This is a genomic window from Streptomyces sp. NBC_00210, from assembly GCF_045160975.1.
GTDB lineage: Bacteria > Actinomycetota > Actinomycetes > Streptomycetales > Streptomycetaceae > Streptomyces.
On record NZ_CP108120.1, the window covers coordinates 945,466 to 965,394 of the forward strand.

The 19,929-nt window shown below is 71.4% G+C and carries 16 protein-coding genes and 1 riboswitch; of the genes, 11 read left to right on the forward strand and 5 right to left on the reverse strand.

Annotated features, from left to right (window positions below; translation table 11 throughout):
• The first annotated feature begins 111 nt into the window (after positions 1–111).
• Positions 112–1,452 (forward strand): tetratricopeptide repeat protein, encoded by a 1,341-nt coding sequence (locus tag OG729_RS04230; protein ID WP_405804367.1) that lies wholly within the window; start codon positions 112–114, stop codon positions 1,450–1,452.
• A 63-nt stretch (positions 1,453–1,515) separates the two neighbouring features.
• Here the strand turns inward: OG729_RS04230 and OG729_RS04235 are convergent, their stop codons facing one another.
• Together OG729_RS04235 and OG729_RS04240 are read right to left on the reverse strand one after the other, a co-directional pair.
• Entirely contained in the window at positions 1,516–2,730 is a 1,215-nt protein-coding gene (locus tag OG729_RS04235; protein WP_405804369.1) for a PucR family transcriptional regulator, read from the reverse strand.
• A 25-nt stretch (positions 2,731–2,755) separates the two neighbouring features.
• The gene (locus OG729_RS04240) at positions 2,756–2,920 is read right to left on the reverse strand and encodes a hypothetical protein (RefSeq protein WP_360865470.1); all 165 of its coding nucleotides are present in this window, start codon (positions 2,918–2,920) and stop codon (positions 2,756–2,758) included.
• Positions 2,921–3,086: 166 nt separating this feature from the next.
• Between OG729_RS04240 and OG729_RS04245 the strand changes: the two genes are divergently transcribed.
• From OG729_RS04245 to OG729_RS04280, 8 genes are all read left to right on the forward strand, one after another.
• Positions 3,087–4,037: a DUF3068 domain-containing protein gene (locus OG729_RS04245; RefSeq protein ID WP_405804371.1), complete on the forward strand. Its 951-nt coding sequence runs from the start codon at positions 3,087–3,089 to the stop codon at positions 4,035–4,037.
• A gap of 169 nt (positions 4,038–4,206) precedes the next feature.
• Positions 4,207–5,388 carry a glycosyltransferase family 4 protein gene (locus OG729_RS04250; RefSeq protein ID WP_405804372.1) on the forward strand — a complete coding sequence of 394 codons (1,182 nt, stop codon included), beginning with the start codon at positions 4,207–4,209 and terminating at the stop codon, positions 5,386–5,388.
• Between the two features lie 7 nt (positions 5,389–5,395).
• Entirely contained in the window at positions 5,396–6,166 is a 771-nt protein-coding gene (locus OG729_RS04255; RefSeq protein ID WP_404727230.1) for a class I SAM-dependent methyltransferase, read from the forward strand.
• The gene (locus tag OG729_RS04260) at positions 6,159–10,496 is read left to right on the forward strand and encodes an alpha-(1->3)-arabinofuranosyltransferase family protein (protein WP_405804374.1); all 4,338 of its coding nucleotides are present in this window, start codon (positions 6,159–6,161) and stop codon (positions 10,494–10,496) included. The genes OG729_RS04255 and OG729_RS04260 overlap by 8 nt, the downstream gene beginning before the upstream one ends.
• Entirely contained in the window at positions 10,493–11,848 is a 1,356-nt protein-coding gene (locus OG729_RS04265) for a condensation protein (protein WP_405804375.1), read from the forward strand. The genes OG729_RS04260 and OG729_RS04265 overlap by 4 nt, the downstream gene beginning before the upstream one ends.
• Positions 11,845–12,564 (forward strand): class I SAM-dependent methyltransferase, encoded by a 720-nt coding sequence (locus OG729_RS04270; protein WP_405804377.1) that lies wholly within the window; start codon positions 11,845–11,847, stop codon positions 12,562–12,564. Before OG729_RS04265 ends, OG729_RS04270 begins: the two co-directional genes overlap by 4 nt.
• Before the next feature lie 4 nt (positions 12,565–12,568).
• Positions 12,569–13,477, forward strand: coding sequence for a DMT family transporter (locus OG729_RS04275; protein WP_405804378.1), 909 nt, complete (start codon positions 12,569–12,571; stop codon positions 13,475–13,477).
• Positions 13,467–13,676 carry a Trm112 family protein gene (locus tag OG729_RS04280; protein WP_360865490.1) on the forward strand — a complete coding sequence of 70 codons (210 nt, stop codon included), beginning with the start codon at positions 13,467–13,469 and terminating at the stop codon, positions 13,674–13,676. The genes OG729_RS04275 and OG729_RS04280 overlap by 11 nt, the downstream gene beginning before the upstream one ends.
• A gap of 116 nt (positions 13,677–13,792) precedes the next feature.
• Here the strand turns inward: OG729_RS04280 and metE are convergent, their stop codons facing one another.
• On the reverse strand, positions 13,793–16,117 hold the full coding sequence (metE, locus tag OG729_RS04285; protein ID WP_405804380.1) for a 5-methyltetrahydropteroyltriglutamate--homocysteine S-methyltransferase: 2,325 nt from the start codon (positions 16,115–16,117) through the stop codon (positions 13,793–13,795).
• Positions 16,118–16,298: 181 nt separating this feature from the next.
• Positions 16,299–16,445, reverse strand: a riboswitch (cobalamin riboswitch).
• A gap of 157 nt (positions 16,446–16,602) precedes the next feature.
• Here metE and OG729_RS04290 point away from each other — a divergent pair.
• Together OG729_RS04290 and OG729_RS04295 are read left to right on the forward strand one after the other, a co-directional pair.
• Entirely contained in the window at positions 16,603–17,580 is a 978-nt protein-coding gene (locus OG729_RS04290) for a GlxA family transcriptional regulator (protein WP_360865495.1), read from the forward strand.
• A 190-nt stretch (positions 17,581–17,770) separates the two neighbouring features.
• On the forward strand, positions 17,771–18,535 hold the full coding sequence (locus OG729_RS04295) for an MBL fold metallo-hydrolase (protein WP_405804382.1): 765 nt from the start codon (positions 17,771–17,773) through the stop codon (positions 18,533–18,535).
• 91 nt (positions 18,536–18,626) lie between these two features.
• Here OG729_RS04295 and OG729_RS04300 read toward each other — a convergent pair whose 3' ends face one another.
• Together OG729_RS04300 and OG729_RS04305 are read right to left on the reverse strand one after the other, a co-directional pair.
• Positions 18,627–19,328 carry a cupredoxin family copper-binding protein gene (locus OG729_RS04300; RefSeq protein ID WP_405804384.1) on the reverse strand — a complete coding sequence of 234 codons (702 nt, stop codon included), beginning with the start codon at positions 19,326–19,328 and terminating at the stop codon, positions 18,627–18,629.
• Complete coding sequence (locus OG729_RS04305; RefSeq protein ID WP_405804386.1) at positions 19,325–19,831, reverse strand: hypothetical protein; 507 nt, start codon at positions 19,829–19,831, stop codon at positions 19,325–19,327. The genes OG729_RS04300 and OG729_RS04305 overlap by 4 nt, the downstream gene beginning before the upstream one ends.
• Between the last annotated feature and the right edge of the window lie 98 nt (positions 19,832–19,929).

The window sequence follows — 19,929 nt, forward strand, 5'->3', positions numbered from 1 at the left end:
AAGTGAGCGAGTAAGTGCGATGAACTGGAGGCTTAAACTAGGGGGTGGAACAGGACGTGCGCAATCCCTGACGCCCCTGAATACTGGGGAGTTCAAGAACCTGGGGGTCCCATGGATGAACCGGCCGAAATCGGTCGCCGGGTGCAGCAACTGCGTAACCAACGCGGGCTGACACAGCGGCAGTTGGCCGAGCCTTCGTACACGCCCGCGTACGTCTCGACACTGGAGTCCGGCAAGGTCCGGCCCTCCGAGACCGCGCTGCGCTTCCTCGCGGAGCGGCTCGGCACGTCGTTCGAGGAGCTGTCCACCGGACGCCCCGCCCATCTGGCCACCGAGCTGCGGCTCGCCCTCACCGACGCCCAGCAGCAGCTCGCCACCGGCGCCGCCGACGAGGCTGCCGTCAGCTACCGCCGGCTCCTCACCGACGCGGAACACCTCGACCTCACTCCCGAGCAGGCCGAGGCGCTGCTCGGACTCGGCGACTGCGCTCTGGAGACCGGCGAACTGGCCAATGCCGGACGTCACTTCGAGGCGGCGGAGCGGCTACTGGCCGGTGAACCACTGCCCCGCCGCGCCCGCGCGATCCGGGGCCGCGCCATCGCGCACCTCCTGGCCGGAGAGCTGCGCTACGCCTGCTATCTCCTCGAGTCCACCATCGACGAACTCGGCGCGAGCGGCCTGGCCGACCCCGAGGCGCTGGTACTGCTGTACGCCGCCGTCATCGGCCCGTACATCGACATGGGCGCCCACGCCCGCGCGGCGCACGCCGCCGAACTCGCCCTGGCCCTGGCGCCGCAGGTCAACGACCCGGCGCTGGTGGCGAGCATGCACCGGCAGGTGGCGCGTACGTTCCTCGCCGAAGGGCGCACGGCCGACGCCGACGCCTCACTCGCCAAGGCGCAGACGATCTACCGGCAGCTGAGGCTGCGGACCGATCTCGCGCACTGCCACTGGATGCGCGGTTACGTCCAGGCACAGAACGGCGACCTCACGCTTGCGGAGAAGGAGTTGCGCACCGCCCGGGACATGCTGGCCGCCAAGCGCGCCGTGCTCTACACCGCCCAGGTGGAGGTGGAGCTGGCCGATGTGCTGCGGCGGCTCGGGCGGCACGACGAGGCGGCCGAACTGCTCTCGGCGCTACTGGAACTCGGCGACCGGCACGGCGCGGTGCACGCGGGCGGCGCGCACCGGCTGCTCGGGCTGATCGCCGAGGAGCGGGGAGAGGTGGAGGCCGCCGAGGAGCACTACGTCCTGGCGCTGGCCCTGCTGGAGCGCAGCGGGGCCAGCGGTGACCTCGCCGACCTGTGCCGTCTGCTGGGCGACCTGCTGCGCCGCAGCGGCCGGACCGAGGCCGCCCTCGACGCGTACCGCACGGGACTGGGCCACCGGGCAGCTCCCGGCACGACGACCCTGGGACCGGCCCCGGCGGCTCCGTCCTTTCCGCAGCAATGAGAGCGGTCCCGAGCGGCCGGCGCAGCACTCCCGCTCCGCGTCACCCTCCACCGCCACGCAGGTTCACCCGTAACGGGCCACCCCCGCATCGCGCAGGCGGCGGGCCCGTAACACCAGCTCCAGCTTGAAGCGCCGGTCCGGATCGTCCACCTCCTCGCCCAGCAGTTCGCGGATCTGACGTAATCGGTAGCGCACGGTCTGCGGATGGACGCCGAGTCGTGCCGCGACCTCAGGGGCGCCACCACGCGTCTCCAGCCAGGCGAGCAGCGTCTCGACGAGTCGCCGGCTGTGCGCGGGGGCGCACTGGTCGAGCGGCGCCAGGCAGCGACGGGCCAGATCCTCGATCAGCTCCTCGGGCGGCAGCAGGACCAGTGCCTCGGTGTGCTCCGTGCACTGCAGGACCTGACCGGTCGGGAGCAGCCCGCGTTCCATCAGGCGTACGGCGGCACCGGCCCAGTGCAGCGACTTGGCGGCCTCGGCGAGCGGCACCGGCGGTCCCATCGCGCCGGACCAGCCCGTCATCGCGCGCCCCAGGAGTTCCGGCCGGCCGGCTGCGTACGGCTCGGGGACGACCATGCGCGGCTGCTCGTACTCCATGTCCAGCAGCACGTCCTGGCCGACGGCGGGTGCGACGGACTCCGGTGCCGGTCGCAGCAGTACCGCGACCGCGACCTGTTCGGGCAGCGGCCAGCCGATGCGCTCGGCATGTTCGGCGAGGGCGTCGGTGGGGTCCGTGCGGTGCTCGCTGAGCATCAGGCTGATCAACCGCCGCTGCAGCCGCAGCCGTTCGCCGGCCTGGCGGGCGGCGGCTTCGACGTAGCCGCGTACGGACTGTGCGACGAGCCCGTCGAGAAATTCGAATCCCGACTCCACCAGCTCGTACATGGCGGGCGGCGGGATCTCGACCTGCTGACCGATCTCGGCGAGGCGACGCCAGGCAAGCCGCACGCCGAGCCGGTAGATGGCCTGGAGCGAGTCCAGGCTGCGGCCCTGCATCACTTCGCCGCGGCCGAACTCCTGGAAGACCTCGAGCTGAGGCCCGTGCGGCCGGTCATCCTCCACCACGAGGTGCTCCACGAAGTCCTCCAGCGCCCGGCGGATGCCGATCAGCGCCATGGGCTCGCCCGAGTCGTCGACGACGAGCGGCAGGCCGGGGAACTCCTTGCGGATCTCGACCAGGATGACCTGGGCGAGTGCGGGCACCTCGGCCATGGCCAGCGATGCGAATCTGCGTGCCCGCAGGCGGGGTACGTCCCGCCACGCCGTGCGCACGGGCATGGGTTCCTCCCTCGCTGCTGGTCGGCTACGGCTGCGGGGATGCTGTCGGCCGCCCCGTCTCGAAGGAGACGAGAGGCACGTTGGGCTGCTCGGGTGTGGCGTTCAGGGCGGCAACGATGCCGAAGGCTGCCCCCACGGCGAGGGCGGCGGCGGCCATGGTGGTCAGCACGGCGGCGATCAGTCTGTGCATGGTTCAGCGAGCCTTTCGGTCGGAAGGCACCCCGCCCCACGGCTCCGGCTCGGCGATTGCTCAGTCTGCGAGTGTCATTGACACTCCGTCAAGAGGACGCATACGGTCCCGGGCCGTACAGACGCGCACCAACCTGAACCCGTCCTCGCTCCCAGGGAGTGCCCGAATGCGTCGTACCGCTTCGCCGTTGTCGCTGGTCCTGTTGGGTGTCGGCGTCTTTCTGCTCGTACTGGCTGGGCTGCTCGCCCGGTACGTGGAACCGCGCGCCGAACGCACCCCGACCGATGTCGATGTCACCACGGTGTTAACCGGCACCGGCGAATATTTCGACACGAAGAACCTCAGACCCGTCAGGGACAAACCGATCACCATCACCCGGCGCGTGCTGGGCGATGTAGCCGCGAGCGAGCGCAGCGGGCGGGCGGTGTGGGATGTGTCCACGGCCATCGACACGCCGGACACGCTGGCCTTGCGCGACCCGCGCAGGTCCTACCAGTGGACGCTGGAGCGCTGGGTGACCGACCGCCGGACCAACGCTCCGGTGCACTGCTGCGGGGAGACGCCGCAGTTTCAGGGCGAGGCCTATCTCAAGTTCCCCTTCAACGTGCAAAAGCGCGGTTACCTCTGGTGGGACAACACGCTCGGAGCCACTGTCCGGTTGGAGTTCAAGGGCACCAAGAAGGTCGCGGGCTACGAGGGTTACCGGTTCACCGGATCCGTGAAGGACACCCGGACCGGCACCCGCCAGATACCGGGCCGGCTGCTCGGCCTGCCCAAGCAGAGCCAGGTGCATGCCGAGGAGTGGTACGCCAACAAGGGCATCGAGCTCGTCGTCGACCGGCGGACCGGCCGCATCATGAACGCGAGGATCGCACCCCGCAAGACGCTGCGCGCTCCCGGTGCCGATGAGGCGAAGGTGGTCCTGCTGGACAGCGCGGGGCTGGAGTTCACCGCGGACACTCAGCGCGAGACGGTGGCGCTCGCGAAGTCGGACAGCGGCCAACTGCGGGCGCTGGGTGTCACCGCGCCGATCGGTGCGGGAGCGGCCGGACTCGTGCTGGCGGCCGTGGGTCTCGTACTCGTCGTGCGCGGTAGGGAACGCCCAAATCCCTCGTAATGCGCACAATGTGATGGAGCGTCAGCTTCAAAGCAGGCCAAATTTGTCACCACCGTGAGTAGCGGCATCGAACAGCGGGACGGACACTACCAACCCACCCCGCCGCAGACCGCTCGCGCACAACCGCCATCCCCCGACATCCCGCACTCCGAGGCGAGTTGGAGCTCGAATGCCCCAGCACGTACCCCCCACCTTGCGCGCGCCACTCCCCCACCACCTGCCGAAGTCCCCCCAGCACGACCCTCCTTCCGGCCCTCCCCCGCATCCCCGCCGGATTGTCTTCCTCGCCCGCCGCGACCTCGGCAACCCGGCCGCCGGCGGCTCCGAACTGCTCATCGACCGCATCGCCGACGGGCTCACCACTCATGGACACCAGGTCACGCTCCTGTGCGGCGGTCCCGCCGCCCTGCGCGACTACCGCGTGGTCTCGGCCGGCGGGGACGCCGGACACTTCCTGCGCGCACGCCGCGCCTTCGAACGGCAGGTCGGTGGCTGCGACCTGCTCGTCGAGGTGTGCAACGGCATGCCGTACCTCGCCCCGCTGTGGCACCGCGGACCGACACTCTGCCTGGTCAACCATGTCCACACCGACATCTGGACCGAGCGTTTCCCCGGCCCCGCCGCCCGGCTGGGCAAAAGGCTCGAGCGCTGGGCACTGACCCGTGCCCACAGCGGCAACCTGCTGGTCGCCGTCTCACCTTCCACGGCCGACGCGCTCGAGTGCCTCGGCGTCCCGCGCGAGCGGATCCGGCTCGTCCACAACGGTGTCGAGGAGCCGGGCCCGCTCGCTCCCACATCTGCCGAGCCGCTGTTCCTCGCCGTGGGGCGCCTCGTCGAGTACAAGCGGATCGAGCTGCTGCTGCGTCTGTGGGAGAGGGTCAGACCGGTCACCGGCGGTCGGCTGGTCATCGTCGGTGACGGGCCGGAACGGGCCGGGCTGGAAGCCCTCGCCGGGCCCGGCGTCACCTTCACCGGGCGGGTCTCGGAGGCGGAGAAACACCGGCTGCTGTGCGCGGCCTGGGTGCTGCTGCACCCCTCGCTCGTCGAGGGCTGGGGGCTGGTGGTGACCGAGGCCGCGGCCCGGTACACGCCCGCCATCGGCTTCGACGTGCCCGGACTCAGAGACTCGATCGACGACGGCGTCACCGGCGTACTGGCCCGCGGCGAGAGCTCGTTCGCCGCGGCCTGGTGCGCGCTGGCGCTCAGCCCCGAGCGGCGCGAGGCGCTCGGCCGGGCGGCCGGGCAGCGGGCCGCGCACTTTCGCTGGGGCGCCACGGTCCGGCAGTTCCGGGCGGCTGCCTCGGAGGCCGTCCGGGCGGCGGACACGGAGGCCACGCTGCAGTGGAGGTGATTCGGCTGTGAAGGACCCCTCCATCCGCAGGTCCCTCGCTCTCTTCCGGGCGTTCCTGGGCGAGCAGACCGACCCGGAGCGGTGTTACACCCTGCTCGCCCATGACGCGGCCGAGCAGCTCGAGCGGCAGATGCCCCTGCACGACCGGCTGGTGGTGGACGTGGGCGGCGGACGCGGCCACTTCACCGAGGAGTTCCGGCGGCGTGGAGCACGCAGCTACCTCTTCGAGCCCGATCTGCGGGAACTGGGCGCGCGGGGCACCGTCCCCGCGGGCTCGGTGGTCGCCGACGGCTATCTGCTGCCCCTGGCCGACGGCGTCGCCGACATCTGCTTCTCCTCCAACGTGCTGGAACACGTCGCCGACCCGCAGACCTTCCTCAGCGAACTGATCCGCGTCACCCGGCCGGGCGGGCTGATCTACGTCTCGTTCACCAACTGGCTCTCCCCCTGGGGCGGTCACGAATGGGCGCCCTGGCACTACCTGGGCGCGGACCGCGCCCGCCGCCGGTACCTGAGACGGACCGGGCGCCCCGCCAAGCACGCCCTCGGCGAGAACCTCTTCGCGATCCACATCGGTCCGACCCTGCGTCAGGTACGCGCCCGCGAGGACGTGTCCCTCGTAACGGCCCGCTCGCGGTACTGGCCGTTCCTCGCGCAGGCTGTCACCCGCGTTCCGGGCCTGCGCGAGATCGCCACCTGGAACCTCCTCCTCATCCTCCGGCGCCGAACAGAAACGGCATCAGCGATGAACAGCCCACTGCGAGCCACCCGTGGCTGAGACGACGTTGACCCTCCCCCCGAGCCGGCCCGGCCGGCCCCGGCCCACCGCGCCGCCACCCCCGCCGCCGGCCGGCGGGCCACGCCGCAGATCGTGGCTGCTGGCCTTCTGGGCCGCGGTCTTCGTCGCGTTCCTCTCCGTGTCACCGGGCAGGATGACCTTCGAGACCAAGCTCGGGGTGGTCGCCGACCCATGGAAGTTCATCGGCGACCTCGGGGAGCTGTGGCAGAGCCGCGCCGGATTCGGCGGGCTCTCCAACCAGTACGCCGGATACGCCTTCCCGACCCTCCCGTACTACGCACTCACCGACCTCGGGTGCATTCCGGTGTGGCTGGCCGAGCGGCTGTGGCTCTCGCTGATCGTGGCCACCGCGTTCTGGGGCGCCCTGCGGCTTGCCGAGCGCCTGGACATCGGCAGCGCACGGACCCGGCTGCTGGGCGCCGTCGGCTACGCGTTGTGGCCCACCTTCACCATCGTCGTCGGCTCCACATCGGCGGCCGCGCTCCCGGGCGCACTGCTTCCCTGGGTGCTGCTGCCGCTCACCGGCACCCGCAGCCCACGGGTGGCCGCGGCCACGTCCGCGCTGCTGATCCCGTTCATGGGCGGGGTCAACGCGGCATCGACGCTCGCCGCGCTGCTGCCCGTGGGGCTCTATCTGCTCAGCCGCCCGGCAGGTCCCCGCAAGCGCGCCCTGATCGCCTGGTGGATTTCCGGTGTGGTGCTCGCCACCGCCTGGTGGGTGGTCCCGTTGCTGCTGCTCGGCGTCTACGGCAACGACTTCATGCCCTACGTCGAACAGGCCGACACCACCACCGGCACGATGTCGGCCACCGAACTGCTGCGTGGCGCCGGCAACTGGGTCGCCTACCTCCACTTCGGCGAGGCCTGGCTGCCCGCCGGCTGGACCGTGGCGACCGCGTCGGTCACGATCCTCGGCTCGGCGTTCGCCGCCGCCCTGGGGCTCGCGGGCCTGGCCCGGCGCGATCTGCCCGAGCGCCGCTGGCTGTTGCTCACCGTGCTGGCCGTCGTCCTGATCGCGCTGGCCGGATACGGCGGTTCCCTCGGCGCTCCCTTCCACGATCCGGTCCGCGACTGGCTGAACGGAACGCTGCGGCCCTTCAGGAGCGTCTACAAGTTCCAGCCCGGGCTCGCTCTCGCGCTCGCCTTCGGGCTGATGCACCTGGTGTCGACGGCGAGCGAGAGCCGCGGGGCCCGGCCCTTCCCCGCCCGGCGTTACGCCCCCCTCATCGCCGCGCTCCTGGTCCTGCCGGGCCTGGCCTGGCCATATGTGAACGGGACGATCCTGCAGCCCGGCGCCTTCAAGAAGCTGCCCGGCCAGTGGACGCAGGCCGCCCACTGGCTGGAGAACAACTCCCCCGACAGCCGCGCCCTCGTCGTCCCCGCCACCGCCCACGGCCTCTACACCTGGGGCTCTCCCATCGACCAGCCCTTCGACGTGCTCGGCGACTCCCGCTGGGCGCAGCGCGACTTCGTGCCCTTCGGGACGCCCGGCTCGCGCCGTGCGATGGACGCGGTGGAGCAGGCCCTCATGAGCGGCAGTGAAGTGCCCGGCCTGCGCGACTACTTGTCACGCGCCGGCCTCTACTTCGTCGTCGTACGCAACGACCTCGACCCGGACCAGATCGGATACGTCCCGCCGATCACCGTGAAGCGCACCCTGGAAGCCTCCGGGTACCGGCGGGTCGCCGGATTCAATCCGGTACTCACCGGCGGCCGGATCCCCAGCGGCACACCGTTGCAGGTCCAGGGCATCTTCCCGCGGATGCAGGCCGTCGAGATCTACGAGCCCACCGGCAACACCCGGCGGCCAGGACAGGTCGGCCTGCAGGCGGTCGCCGACACCGCGGTGGTCAGCGGCGGCCCCGAAGCGCTGCTGCAGCTGTCCGCCGATCCGCGCCTGCGGGACAGGCCCACCGTGCTCACCGGGGACAACCACCCCGGGCTCGGCACACCCGCCGCGCAGTACGTCGCGGACGGGCTGCGCCGCGCCGACACCCGCTTCGGACTGGTCAACAGCAACACCTCGTACACATACACCGCGGACGAACGGAACCCCACCGGGAGCCTGCAGGACCCGGGCGGGCAACCGCGGCAGATCCTGCCGACGAAGGGCACCGGGCACCAGACGACAGCCGTCCTGCGGGGCGCCGCCTCGGTGACCGCCTCCAGCAGCGGCAACTGGCTGTTCCACCTGCCGCAGTACGACCCGGTGAACGCCCTGGACGGGAACCCGGGGACCGCGTGGGCCGAGGGCAGTGCGGGAAACGCCGCGGGCCAGTGGCTCCGAATCGGCTTCTCCTCGCCCACCGGCATCCCCGCCTCGCTGCAGCTCACCCCGCTGCCCGGCGACGGAATGCGGGCCGCCCCCACACTCGTACGGGTCGAGACCGACCAGGGCTTCGAGGACAGCCCGCTGGCACCGAACGGAGTCCCGCAGCCGGTCAAGGCACCCGCGGGGCAGGCCAAGTGGCTGAAGATCACCGTCCTGGCGGCCCAGTCCCCCAAGGCCGGACTGGGCGGCGCGGGCTTCAGCGAGGTCTCGGTCCCCGGTGTCCAGGTCACCCGGCTGCTCCGGCTTCCCACCGACGCGCACGACAACGAGGCCCGGGGCGAGGTCTTCTCGCTCCATCGCGGCAGCGACCCGGGCGGCCTCTCGCCAGTCTCGGCCGAGGAGGGCCTGCACCGCCGGTTCGGCGTCGGCCGGGGCGGAGATTTCGCGATCACGGCCAAGGCGCTGCCGGTGCCGGGCGAGGCGCTGGACCGGCTCGTCACGGGCGCCGATCCGCGGCAGGGGCGGCGGATCACGGCGACCGCCGACTCGACCAGCCGGCTCGGAAACGGCCTCAGCCCGCGCAATCTCGTGGACGAGGACCTGACCACCGCGTGGATAGCCGGCGACCGGCCGGTCATTCATCTGCGCTGGCCCGGCCGGAAGACCATCGACGAGATCGTCCTCGCGGCCGCGGGCGGACTCTCCACCCGGCCCGAGCAGATACTGATCAGCGCCCCGAACGGCGCCGTGACGGCCGCCGTCGACGAGAACGGCCTGGCCCGCTTCGAGCCGATCACCACGGACCGGCTCGACATCACCATCAGCCGGGCCGCGCCACTGACCGTCCACAACCCCGTTGCCGACAACCCGATGCAATTGCCGGTCGGACTCAGCGAGGTGTACGTTCCGGCACTCGCCGACCTGCGCACACCGCAGCCGGACTCGCGCTCAAGGTTCTCCGTGCCGTGCGGCGAGGGTCCGCCCGTCGCCGTCGACGGCACGCTGCACGCGACGAGCGCGTCGGGAACGGTGCGCGATCTGACCGAGCGCCGGCCCGTCGAGGTCACGCTCTGCCGGGCACCGGACAGCACCCTGCCGCTGGGCCCCGGGCTGCACCAGGTGGAGGCGGGCGACGAAGGTCCCCTCGCGCTCACCGACATCACACTGACCCGCGGCGAGACCCAGGCGTCCGCCGTGAGCCAACAGCGTGCGGCGACCGCAACCGACTGGCGCGGCGACCGGCGGTCCGTCACCGTCGGCGGGGGCGAGGCCGGGTACCTCCAGATGTACGAGAACGCCAACGACGGCTGGAAAGCCACGCTGAACGGCAAGAAGCTCATCCCGTTGCGAATCGACGGCTGGCAGCAGGCCTGGCTGATCCCCGCGGGCGCGGGCGGCACGGTGGAACTCGAGTACGAACCCGTGCTGCTCTACGACGTCGGGATGATCGGCGGCGCGGTGGCGCTGGCGCTGCTGGCGGCTCTCGCACTCATACGCCGCCGGGGCGCAACTCCGGCCTCCGCGGCGACGGCCCCACCGGCGCCCGGATGGGTTCTGGGCTGCGTCGCACTGACTCTCGTGGTCGCGGTCGTGGCGGGTCCCTTCGCTCTGATCGTCCCCGCGCTTGCGGTAGTTGCCCGCCTGCGGCATGCGCTGCTGGTGCCGATCGCACTGGTGGCGATGGCCGGCGCCGGGATCACGACCGCGACCGGGGCGGGCGATCCGGTCTCCGCCGGTCAGGGCGCGTTCAGCCCGACGGCCCAACTGCTGGCGCTCATCGCGCTGTGCGCGGCCGTGGTCACCGTGGACCGGCGGGTACGGGCGACGCCTGGCTCCGCGGCACCGGGCCCGCAGCCCCTGCCTCAGCGAGTGCGGTCGGCAAACGGCCCTGCCGGGCGCCCCGTTCCGGGCCCTGCGCCCCACGCTGAACCACCGGGCAACGCACCGCCTCACGCTGAACCACCCGGCAACGCACCGCCCCACGCCGATCCGCCGGGCAGCGCACCGCTCAACCCGAGGGAGGCTCCGCCGAGATGACCGCCCTGCAACCCGCCCGGCCCGGGCGGCCGCCCGAGCCTGCTCCGGGCCGGATTCCGTTCCCGGTCGTCGACGAGATCTCCCGGCACTGTCTGCGCGAGGAGGAGCCCGAGACCGTACACATAGAGGTGCACCTGCCCCGGCAGCCGGATCCGCAGCGGCTTCGGGCCGCGTTCGGCGAGGCCTTGCTCCGGCACCCGCGGATTCTGGTGCGCGAGGCACCCGGCCCCTGGTACCGACGGCGCTACGAATGGGAGCTGACGGCCATCCCGGACGTGGATCCGGTCGGCTTCCCGGCACCGGGGCCCGGTGCTCTGGAGCGGGCCAGGGCCAGAGCGCTGGCCGAGGCTCCGCCGCTGTCCCTTTCCCCACCCGTCCGGCTGGAGGTGGTCCGGCCGTCGTCGACGGGCAGCTCCTGTGTGCTGCTGTTGACGCTCAACCACACCGCCCTGGACGGGCCCGCCTGTCTGCGCGTACTGGCCACGGCCGCCGAGTTGTACGGCGGCGACGCCGTCCGTCCCACCGCCCCCGTACGCAATCCCGTCGGCTCGACGGGGCGGCCGGGGCCTCCGCCGCCCGGCCGCGCGGGCGGGCCGACCAGGCCCGCACGTGTGGCCCCGGCGACCGATGTCCGGGGAGCCGGCGGAAACGGCCTGCTGCTCGCCGATCTGCCGGTGCCTCGCCGGCCTGCCGGGGCCGGCTACACCGTCAACGACCAACTCCTCGTCGCCACCTGCCTGATGATCGCCCGCTGGAACCGGCTGCACGATGCCCCGCCCCGCCCGATGCGCATCACCATGCCCGTCGACGACCGGCCCCGCGGCGCCGACATGCCCATCGGAAACGGCACCCGCCTCGTGGAAGTCGGGTTCGGGGCGCAGGAGTGCGCGCCGGAGCCCGGCCCCGAGGGTCTCGCCGCCCTGCTGCACCGCACCGCGGAGCGCACGCGCGCCCTGAAGTCGGCACCCCGCCCTCAACTCGGCCATGCCGCCACCCTCCTCACCGCGCCCGCCCTGCCCGTCGGTATGCGGGCCGCCCTGACCCGTGGCATTCGGTGGGCTGCCGCTCCCTGGACCTCGACGACGCTGCTCAGCAACATCGGCCGCATTCCGTACCCGCTGGACTTCGCGGAGGCGGGCCGGGCGGAGGCCGTCTGGTTCTCGGCTCCCGCGTCGATGCCGCGCGGGCTGACCGTGACCACCGCCAGCACGGGAGGACGGCTGCATCTGGCGCTGCGCTGGTCGCGCGCTCTGCTCGACGACGCGGCAGGGCAGCGGCTTTGCGACTTCTTCACGGACGGTCTGGCCGCCATGGCGGCTCTGCCGGCCGTTTCAGGAGGGGACAGGCCATGACGGGAACTCTCCCCGCGGGACTGCGCGAGTTCTACGAGAACCCGGCAGTCCCCGTCGCCTCCGGAGACGAGCGCAGCCGCCGCCAGGCAGTGATGCTGGCCCGGGTACTGCCCCCCGAGTCCGCCCTCGTCGTCGACGTCGGCTGCGGCGACGGCACCGCGGCGGCCACCGCGGGTCCACTGCTTGGCGATCACCGGATCGTCGGTATCGACTGGTCCCAGGACGCGCTGCGCCGGGCCGCGACCCGGATGAACCATGTCGTGCGGGGTGAACTGACCTCGGGCGGCCTGCCGTTGGCCGACGCGAGCGCCGATGCCGTGCTCTTCAGCGAGGTGATCGAGCATCTGGTGGATCCCGACAGTGCCATGGACGAACTGCGCCGCATCCTCAAACCGGGCGGCCATCTGATGCTTTCCACCCCGAACCTGGCCGCCTGGCACAACCGGGTGCTGCTCGCCTTCGGGGTGCAGCCCGTGTTCTCGGAGGTCAGCCTGCGCGGCATTCACGGCCGCCCGGGATCCCAAGTGGTGGGGCATCTACGCCTGTTCACCGCCCGCGCTCTACGGGAATTCCTCACCGCGGCGGGCTTCGAGGTGGTCACCCTGGCGGGCGCGCCCTTCCACGGTGTCCCGCGCCCCCTGCGCCTGGTGGACCGCGCCGCCTGTGCCACACCATCCCTGGCCTCCATCCTCCTGGTGCACGCCAGGCGGGTGTAGCGCCATGTGGTGGGGGGTGGCATCGGCTCTGCTGGCCAACGTCTTCTACAGCACCGGCTTCGTCCTCGAGAAGCGGGCACTGTCAGGCCTGCCGAGACTGAGCACGGGACAACCGGCCCGAGTGGTACGGCTGCTCATCGGCAGCCCGTTGTGGCTCGTCGGTTCGCTCGCGCTCGCCGCCGGCTTCGCGGCACAGCTCGCCGTCTACCGCACCCTTCCCATCGCGGCTGCGCAGGGCATCTTCGTCTCCGGTCTCGTGCTGCTCCTGCTGCTCTCCTCGGTCGTCCTCGGCGAGCGCCCCAGCGGCCGCGAGCGACGCGGCGTGGTCGTGATCACCCTCGCCCTGCTGATGGTCGTGGCCTCCCTGCAGCGCTCCGACGCCGTGGGCGGTCATGCCGCGGCCGGCCGTGTCCTGCTGATCTGCCTGCCCGCCCTCGCAGCGGGGCTGTGGCTCTACCGCTCCGTGGAACGCCGGACCCGCCGCCGCCACCGGCTGCCGACAGCAGGCGTCGAATACGGCGTCGCCGTCGGCCTGTTGTACGGCGTCAGCTCGCTCGCCATCAAGGGTGTCTCCGGCCATCTGACGACCCACGGCATCGGGCACTCGGTCCTCGCCCTGCTGAAGTCCCCCTATCCGTACCTCCTGCTCGTCACCTCGGTGACCGGACTGATCCTGTCCCAGACCGCGCTGCAGCGCTGCCGGGCATCCCTGATCGTGCCCGTGTGCACCACCGTCACCTGTCTGTTCACCGCCGCGCTCGGCACGTTCGCCTTCGGCGAGTCCCTGCCGGAAGACCCGCTGCGGCTTGCGCTGCGGCTCGGCGGCACCGCACTCGCCGTCTCCGTACTGCTGATGCTTCCGCGTCATGACGAACCCCCCACCCCGGCGAAGGAGTTGGCCCATGAAGCCTGACGATCCGCTGCTCCGGATCATCGCCTGCCCGATCGACAAGGGGCAGCTGACGCTGCTCCTGCCCGAGGAGGTCCTCTACAACCCGCGGCTGCGCCGGCGCTATCCGATCATCGACGGGATCCCACAGCTGCTTCCCTCCTCCGGGGCCCGGGTACCCGACGAGGAACACGAGCGGATCCTCAAGCGGATCGGTCCATGACACCTGCCGCCATGTGCTGCTCCAGATATCTGCTTCTGTAGCCGGCACCTCCCGGTTCGCGTCCCGTACCGCGGCCGGAGCGGACACCCCGTGTGTTCGCCCCGGCCACTGCCGTCTCAGGAGGTCACGGCGGGCACCTCGCCCTTGACCTTGCGGGCTGCCGTCACCAGGTTCTCCAGCGAGGCCCGTACCTCGGGCCAGCCGCGGGTCTTCAGGCCGCAGTCGGGGTTGACCCAGAGTCGCTCGGCGGGGATGGCTTCAAGTCCCTTGCGCAGCAGGACGGCCGCCTCGTCCGCACTGGGCACACGCGGGGAGTGGATGTCGTAGACGCCGGGACCGACCTCACGGGGGTAGCCGGCGACGGCGAGTTCCCCCGCGACCTGCATGTGGGAGCGGGCGGCCTCCAGGCTGATGACATCGGCGTCGAGGTCGTCGATGGCCTTCAGGATGTCGCCGAATTCGGCATAGCACATGTGGGTGTGGATCTGGGTGTCCGGCCGAACGCCGCTGGTAGTGAGGCGGAATGCCTCGGTTGCCCAGACGAGGTAGTCCGTGTGGTTGGCGGTACGCAGGGGCAGCGTTTCGCGCAGGGCCGGCTCGTCGACCTGGATGACCGACGTCCCGGCTGCCTCCAGATCGTTCACTTCGTCGCGCAGCGCGAGCGCGACCTGGCGTGCGGTGTCGCCGAGTGGCTGGTCGTCGCGGACGAAGGACCAGGCGAGCATGGTGACGGGGCCGGTGAGCATGCCCTTGACAGGGCGGGCGGTCCCCGACTGGGCGTACGTCGTCCAGCGCACGGTCATCGGCTCGGGGCGGGAGATGTCGCCGGCCAGGATCGGCGGGCGGACGTAGCGGGTTCCGTAGGACTGGACCCAGCCGTGCTGGGTGGCCAGATAGCCGGTGAGCTGCTCGGCGAAGTACTGGACCATGTCATTGCGTTCGGGCTCACCGTGCACCAGGACATCGAGGCCGGCCTTCTCCTGGAAGGAGACGACGTCGCGGATCTCGTCCTTGATCCGCTCCTCGTAGGCGGCGGTGTCGATCCGTCCCGCACGCAGATCGGCGCGGGCCAGGCGCAATTGGGTGGTCTGCGGGAAGGAGCCGATGGTGGTCGTCGGCAGCAGCGGCAGCCCGAGATGGGCACGCTGGGCCGCGGCCCGTTCGGGATACGGCTGGGAGCGGCGGCCGTCGGCGTCGGTGACGGCGGCAGCCCTGGCGCGGACCGCAGGATCGTAGGTGATCGCCGAGCCGGCCCGGGATGCCAGATCGGCACGGTTGGCGGCGAGTTCGGCCGTGACGGCGCCGGTGCCCTGGGCGAGACCCCGGGCCAATGTGACGACCTCGGTGGTCTTCTGGCGGGCGAAGGCGAGCCAGCGGGCGATCTGCGGATCGAGGTCCCGCTCCGCCGCAGTGTCCAGCGGGACGTGCAGCAGGGAGCAGGAGGCGGCGACGTCGACCCGGTCGGCGAGGCCGAGGAGGGTCCCGAGGGTCGCGAGGGACTTCTCGAAGTCGTTGATCCAGATGTTGCGGCCGTTGACGACGCCGGCGACCAGCCGCTTGCCGGGCAGTCCGCCGACAGCGGCGAGGTCGTCGAGGTTGGCGGCGGCGGCTTCGGTGAAGTCGAGGGCGAGGCCTTCGATGGGTGCCTTGGCCAGGACGGGCAGTGCCTCGCCGAGCCGGTCGAAGTAGGAGGCGACCAGCAGTTGGGGCCGGTCGGCGAGGGCGCCGAGATCGCGGTAGGCGCGGGCCGCGGCGTTCAGCTCGGCGGGAGTGCGGTCCTGGACCAGGGCGGGCTCGTCCAGTTGCACCCACTCGGCGCCGGCCGCACGGAGGTCGGTGAGTACCTCGGCGTACACGGGCAGCAGCCGGTCGAGCAGGGTGAGCGGGACGAAGTCTGCGGTGACGCCGGGGGCGGGCTTGGCCAGCAGGAGGTAGGTGATGGGGCCGACCAGGACCGGGCGTGCGGTGTGGCCGAGGGCGAGGGCTTGCTTCAGTTCGGCGAGCTGCTTGGTCGAGTCGGCGGTGAAGAGGGTGTCGGGGCCGAGCTCGGGAACAAGGTAGTGGTAGTTGGTGTCGAACCACTTGGTCATCTCCAGCGGCGCCACGTCCTGGGTGCCGCGAGCCATCGCGAAGTAGCCGTCGAGGGCGTCCGCCGCCGCGGCAGCGCGGTGCCGGGAGGGGATCGCGCCGACCATGACGCTGGTGTCCAGAACGTGGTCGTAGTAGGAGAAGTCTCCGGTCGGGACCTCGTGGATACCGGCGTCGGCCAGCCGGCGCCAGCTGGCGGCGCGCAGTTGGGAGGCGGTCTGCTGGAGTTCGGCGGCGCTGACGCGGCCCTTCCAGTAGCCCTCGATGGCCTTCTTCAGTTCCCGCCCCTGGCCCTGGCGGGGGTAGCCGTGCACGGTGGCCCGTGCTGCCGCGGCTGTGGACTTGCTGGTCATGAGACTCTCCTTCGCGAGCTCTTGGTCAAGCGGCCCGGGACGGGTCGAAGACGCGAAGGGGATGGCAGACCGGGCGAACCACGTGCTTGCTGCCGCGCGTGATCGCCTGATGTGTGCGCCGACCCGCCCTCGAGGTCACCGGGAACTCCGCGCACGAACGGTCGCGCGCGGGGCAACGGGCAGGTCTTCGGACTCGCGGGCACATCTGCCAGGGGCAGACACCTACTTGCCGGCGCTTCCCAGACCCGGCCGGGTCCAGTGCGTATGACGGCGGTCGTTCCCGCTCACCGCTGCGGGGCAGTCCCGGATTTCCACCGGGTTCCCTCTTGCGACGCACCCCGCCTGGCTGACGGGGAGCGAACCAGCTGCCCGGCCAGCCTATGCGGTGTACGGAGTCGCGGACAGCCCCAGGGCCTGTCCCGATGGCCGGATCTGAGACAAGCTCGTCATTGCGGACCGCAGCGGCGAGGCGAAATCATCAGCACATGCCCGCACCGCACAGAGTCGTCATCGTCGCCTTCCCCGGCGTCGAAGTGTTGGACGTCACGGGGCCGGCCGAGGTGTTCTCGGTGGCCTCCCGCGTCGCCGGAGAGGGCCGTCCCGGCTACCAGGTGCAGATCGCGACGGCTGACGGTGGTGATGTACGCACCTCCAGCGGCGTTCGGCTGATGTCCGATCTGACCCTGGAGGAGGTGGACGGCCGGGTGGACACCCTGCTGGTTTCCGGTGCGATCACCCAGGTCGAAGGCAGCGTCGAGGCGGTGGTCGACATGAGGGTCACCGCTTGGCTGCGCCGGGCCGAGCCCCGGGCCCGCCGGATCGGGTCGATCTGTGCCGGCGCGCATCTGATGGCCGCGGCAGGGCTTCTGGACGGCCTTCGGGCCACGACCCACTGGCTCACCGCCGAGCAACTCGCCGCCGAGCACCCGCAGATCAGCGTCGACCCGGATCCGATCTTCATCCGGTCAGGGCGGGTGTGGACCTGCGCGGGTGTCACCTCGGGGATGGACATGGCCCTGGCCATGGTGGCCCAGGACCACGGCCAGGCACTCGCGCTCGCCACCGCCCGCATGATGGTCATGTATGTGAAGCGCTCCGGCGGGCAGAGCCAGTTCAGCGTGCCCCTTTCCGTCCAGGCTCCCGCAGGTGACCGGATTGAGGTGCTGTGCCGGTGGATCGGCGAGCATCTCGACGAGGACCTCTCGGCCGAAGCCCTCGCCGCACGGATGCACCTGAGTCCGCGTCACTTCTCGCGCCTGTTCGGTCGGCGCACCGGAAGCACTCCCGCCGCCTATGTCGAGACCGCCCGGCTTGAGGCAGCCCGCCGACTGCTGGAGGAGACGGACCTGAGCCTGCCGGAGATCGCCACCGCCAGCGGCCTCGGCTCCGTGAAAACCCTGCACCGATCCTTCCAACGCCGGGTTCGGACCACTCCGGCCGAGTACCGCCGCCGCTTCCGTTAGGCGGGCCAGCACACCGACCCACACAGATCGCCGCGCGGCGTCCGGCAGCCCCGGTCGAGTGTCATCTCCCGGACCGGCCCCGGCCGATCACAGCCGTACGCACGACCCCCTGGCTGGGAGCGTCCGCCGACTCGCGGCGAGTACCGCAACTGCCCGAAAGCACACCGGCAACCACCCGATGAAGGACACCATGCCTCACACGAAGGTCATTCCGATCCCGATCCTGGGCAAGCGAGCCATCAACGCATACCTCCTGCTGGGCCGACGTCCCGTCATCGTCGACGCCGGGATGCCCGGGAGCGCCCGCACGATCTACGACCAGGTCGCCCGGCACGGAGTGGATCCCACGGACATCGCGCTGATCGTCATCACGCACGGCCACATCGACCACTTCGGCTCGGCAGCCAAGCTGCACCGGCTCACCGGCGCCCCGGTCGCCGGCCACGTCGCCGACCTTGAACCGTTCCGCACCGGCCGGGCCCGCGAGCCGTACCTGCCGACCGGCCCGATGGGCCGCTTCCTGGACCGGAACAAGAATCTGCACGTCCAGACCGACCCCTTCGAACCGGACGTGCTGGTCCGCGGCGAGACGAACCTCGACGACTTCGGGATCGCGGCCCGCATCATGCCCACCCCCGGACACACCGCCGGCTCGGTCTCCGTCCTCACCGACACCGGTGACCTCGTCGCCGGCGACCTCATAGCCAACTCCTTCATGGGCGTCATCCCCGGAAAACCGGCCAACCCGCCCTTCCACGACGACCCCCTGCGCAACCTCGCCAGCCTGCGCGAGATGCTCGCACTCAACCCCACCCGCCTCCACGTGGGCCACGGAACCGCGCTCGACCCCGACCGTGTACGACGCTGGGCAACCCGGGAACACCAGCGTCTGTCCCGGCTGGCCAACCGCGGACGACTCTCCACTCGCGCGGGAAACCCTGGCGGGCAGACCTGAGCCCCGGCCCAGGCCGATGCGGTGAGGGCAGCCTGACCCGCCTCCCTGGCCACCCAGGCCCAGCGAGCAACGGCAAGGAGCGCCAGACGGCTCACACGTCTTCGCTCACTTCCATCCGGCGGGCGGCTGCCGAGCGGGAGCCCACCAGGAGCAGGCAAAGAACTGCGACTCCGGCGACGGCTCCGGTGAGGATCAGCAGTGGCCGGAGCGGGTTGGCGGAAGCGGCGGGCTGGGTGATGGAGGCGGGCTGCGCCTGGGCCGGTGCCGATGAAGCCGTGGGGGGCGGTGATGAGCCCGCGGAGGGGGAGGGCGGGCGGGTGCTGCTGCGGGGTGTGGCGGCCGGTGCGGCAGCGGGCGTCTTGGCGTGTTGGTGCTGCGCGGCGGGCTCGTGCATGTGCGAGTGAGTGGCCGCGGGGCTCGGCGCAGCGGCCGCCCTCACGACGAGCTGTCCCGTCATGCCGGGGTGGACAGTGCAGAGGTAGCCGTACGTGCCAGGGCTGGTGAAGGTGTGGCTCCAGCTGTCGCCTTTGTCGAGCATCGGGGAGTGGAAGGAGTGCGGGCCGGAGGTGGTCTTCACGTCATGGGGTGCGGTGTCCTGGTTGGTCCAGGTGATGGTGGACCCAGCGGTGACGGTGAGGGTGCGTGGGGTGAACGCGTAGCCGGACATGCGGACTTGGTACTGGCCTGCGGCGTGGGCTGCGGTGGACGGGAGGCCGATGAGGGCTGTTGCCATCAGGAGCATGCCGGTCGGAAAGGCGCGCAGAAGAGCGGTGGTCGTGGGGTGGGCGGTCATGTGAACTCCGCGGCGACGAGCAGACGCAGCCGGTCTGCGGGACGGGTACGAGGCAGCGTGAAACCAGTGGCCGCGCGCAGGCGGCGGTAGGACACCTGGGTGGTGCCGGTGACGAGCAGCCGCTCGGCAGTGCAATCGACGATGCGCAGCGGGAGGCCGGCGGGGACGGGCTTGCCGCGCAGTGTCAGCTCGCCGGGGCAGACGAGACGGGATCCGTCGTCGGCCGGTTCGCCACCGTCGCTTTCGAAGACGAGTACGGAGGGCCGCAGCGGTCCGCCGCTGAGCTCCAGGCGCAGGGCGCAGTGGTCGGTGTCGGCGGGCACGGTCAGGGTTGCGTCGGACGAGGTGAGGCGGCGGCGCAGCGTAACGAACGGGCCGTACCGGGCGGTGAGTTCGACGATGCAGCGGCCGGGACCGGCGGTGTAGGTGCCGGGGCGGGGAAGGCGGCGCGTGCCTTCGCCAGAGTGCGGAACGGGGGGCAGGGGCAAGGTTTCGGTGGTCATCCGGGTACCTCTGTAGGCGGCGGAGGGACAATGGCGGGGTGGTGGGCCGGCCGACTGTGACTCGGCCGGCCCGCCACTCGTCGTACCGGCGTGTTTCT

Coding starts and splice junctions, on each gene's coding strand:
- OG729_RS04230 (WP_405804367.1), top strand. CDS start 112: ATGGATGAACCGGCCGAAATCGGTCGCCGGGTGCAGCAACTGCGTAAC.
- OG729_RS04235 (WP_405804369.1), bottom strand. CDS start 2,730: ATGCCCGTGCGCACGGCGTGGCGGGACGTACCCCGCCTGCGGGCACGC.
- OG729_RS04240 (WP_360865470.1), bottom strand. CDS start 2,920: ATGCACAGACTGATCGCCGCCGTGCTGACCACCATGGCCGCCGCCGCC.
- OG729_RS04245 (WP_405804371.1), top strand. CDS start 3,087: ATGCGTCGTACCGCTTCGCCGTTGTCGCTGGTCCTGTTGGGTGTCGGC.
- OG729_RS04250 (WP_405804372.1), top strand. CDS start 4,207: ATGCCCCAGCACGTACCCCCCACCTTGCGCGCGCCACTCCCCCACCAC.
- OG729_RS04265 (WP_405804375.1), top strand. CDS start 10,493: ATGACCGCCCTGCAACCCGCCCGGCCCGGGCGGCCGCCCGAGCCTGCT.
- OG729_RS04270 (WP_405804377.1), top strand. CDS start 11,845: ATGACGGGAACTCTCCCCGCGGGACTGCGCGAGTTCTACGAGAACCCG.
- OG729_RS04275 (WP_405804378.1), top strand. CDS start 12,569: ATGTGGTGGGGGGTGGCATCGGCTCTGCTGGCCAACGTCTTCTACAGC.
- OG729_RS04280 (WP_360865490.1), top strand. CDS start 13,467: ATGAAGCCTGACGATCCGCTGCTCCGGATCATCGCCTGCCCGATCGAC.
- metE (WP_405804380.1), bottom strand. CDS start 16,117: ATGACCAGCAAGTCCACAGCCGCGGCAGCACGGGCCACCGTGCACGGC.
- OG729_RS04290 (WP_360865495.1), top strand. CDS start 16,603: ATGCCCGCACCGCACAGAGTCGTCATCGTCGCCTTCCCCGGCGTCGAA.
- OG729_RS04295 (WP_405804382.1), top strand. CDS start 17,771: ATGCCTCACACGAAGGTCATTCCGATCCCGATCCTGGGCAAGCGAGCC.
- OG729_RS04300 (WP_405804384.1), bottom strand. CDS start 19,328: ATGACCGCCCACCCCACGACCACCGCTCTTCTGCGCGCCTTTCCGACC.
- OG729_RS04305 (WP_405804386.1), bottom strand. CDS start 19,831: ATGACCACCGAAACCTTGCCCCTGCCCCCCGTTCCGCACTCTGGCGAA.